General features: G+C 25.2%; 2 protein-coding genes. Both read left to right on the plus strand.

Going from position 1 to position 1,614, the window contains the following annotated elements; all coding sequences use genetic code 11:
• Positions 1-485 precede the first annotated feature (485 nt).
• The gene (locus CDOM16189_RS07970; RefSeq protein ID WP_169976018.1) at positions 486-695 is read left to right on the plus strand and encodes a hypothetical protein; all 210 of its coding nucleotides are present in this window, start codon (positions 486-488) and stop codon (positions 693-695) included.
• Positions 696-852: 157 nt separating this feature from the next.
• Positions 853-1,116 (plus strand): hypothetical protein, encoded by a 264-nt coding sequence (locus CDOM16189_RS07975; protein ID WP_169976020.1) that lies wholly within the window; start codon positions 853-855, stop codon positions 1,114-1,116.
• Positions 1,117-1,614 lie beyond the last annotated feature (498 nt).

Raw genomic sequence — 1,614 nt, forward strand, 5'->3', positions numbered from 1 at the left:
TTTTTGCTTAAATTTTTCTTATTTTTTCCTTAAATTTCTTATTGATTCTACTCTATTCCGAAAAAAAGTGAGTCAAAAGTGAGTCACTAGATAAAAACTTAAACAAGTGACTCACTTTTTAATAAAGTATGATTTTGAAACTTCGTATGATTATATGTTATTACAAAAATATATGTTTACTTTTTGGACAGTAGTTCGAACTCTATAGTAAGGATTTTTTTGTATTATTTTTTGATATTAAATTTAAGAGATGTATTTCCTCGCTTTCTTATATGTTTTTTATATTTACTACATAATAGATACCTTAACTGCAAATAGAATTAACGAGAACTAGATACCGGTTTAACCATGATAAATTTTGCAGGATCTCCAACTTCTGATACTAGAACACCACATAGAGCAAAAGACTGATATAAAGAGTTAATCGAAGTTGATTGTGATTAAAACGAACCAAAAGATAAGATATCCATAGATCCATAGGAGCAATGTTTGGATACTTTATAGAAGTAGAAGGTATAGGTATGGATTTGGACAATAAGATGTTTGATGAGTTTTTAGAAGAAGTAAACAGATTCAACAGAGAATTCTATCAAAATCACCAAACTTTAATAGACAACTATGACTTTACTAAGATATTTGAAAGAAAAGCTAAAGTAGAGTTTACTATAGGTAGAAGCTTGAATTTAAAGGGTTAAAGTATTAAATATTAGTTTTGTGTGTTTGCTTTATAATGCCGGACATAAAGAGTATCAAACTTCAGTAAACTAAATTTTAAACACACCTTAAATTATACTAATATAGAATATCAAGCAACTTAACTTCAATATTTCAAAAAAAACAAAAAGGATAAATTTGAGAGATTATGATAAAGAGCCGATAATCTTACCCGAGCATATTAAGCTTGAAGAGGGTGAAGAGGTATTATATTGTTTTAAAAATACAAATTCTTTTTTTGGTGTCAGGATTTTTATTTGTATATTTTTGATATTCATTTTGATTCATATCATAGATAGTGGTATTTTATCTATGATAATCATACCTATTTTTTTAATATTCTTGCTTTATACTATATATTGTGAGATATCAAACTATGCAAGGCAGTATATATATTACTAATAAAAATCTTATTACTGGAAATAATCTAAGAATAAAAAAGAGGATATATTCTATAAATATTCAATCTATGTGTTCGGATATTATCCTATAATTATTTTTTATAAAAACAAAAAGTTTTTATATTTTTTAGGCTCTATTAAAATACTTCATTGATATTTCTTGGCAAAAAATACTAAGCTTAATCGTTATAACTGTAAAAAACACTAAAGATATACTATGAATTTAAAAAGTCATTTACATCGATTGCTAATTTCGGACTTTATACAATATTTAGTTACATTTTTTGGAATCTAAAATATCATAATCAACACTATATTTTAACAGAGCCTAAAAATAATAAAACTCATTAAAATCTCAGTAGAAAATTATAATTAGCCACTATTTACAAAATCGCCAATCGACCTACAAGTATTTTAATATAGATTTTAGACAGGTTGTGTCATTTTTAGTTAAGTCATCGTAAATTTCTAATTATGCTTGCAAACCTTAAAATACTTT

The organism is Campylobacter sp. RM16189 (genome assembly GCF_012978815.1).
Lineage (GTDB): Bacteria > Campylobacterota > Campylobacteria > Campylobacterales > Campylobacteraceae > Campylobacter_A.

What these genes read in the sequence shown, in the direction of transcription:
- CDOM16189_RS07970 (WP_169976018.1), top strand. Translation starts at nt 486, where the DNA reads ATGTTTGGATACTTTATAGAAGTAGAAGGTATAGGTATGGATTTGGAC.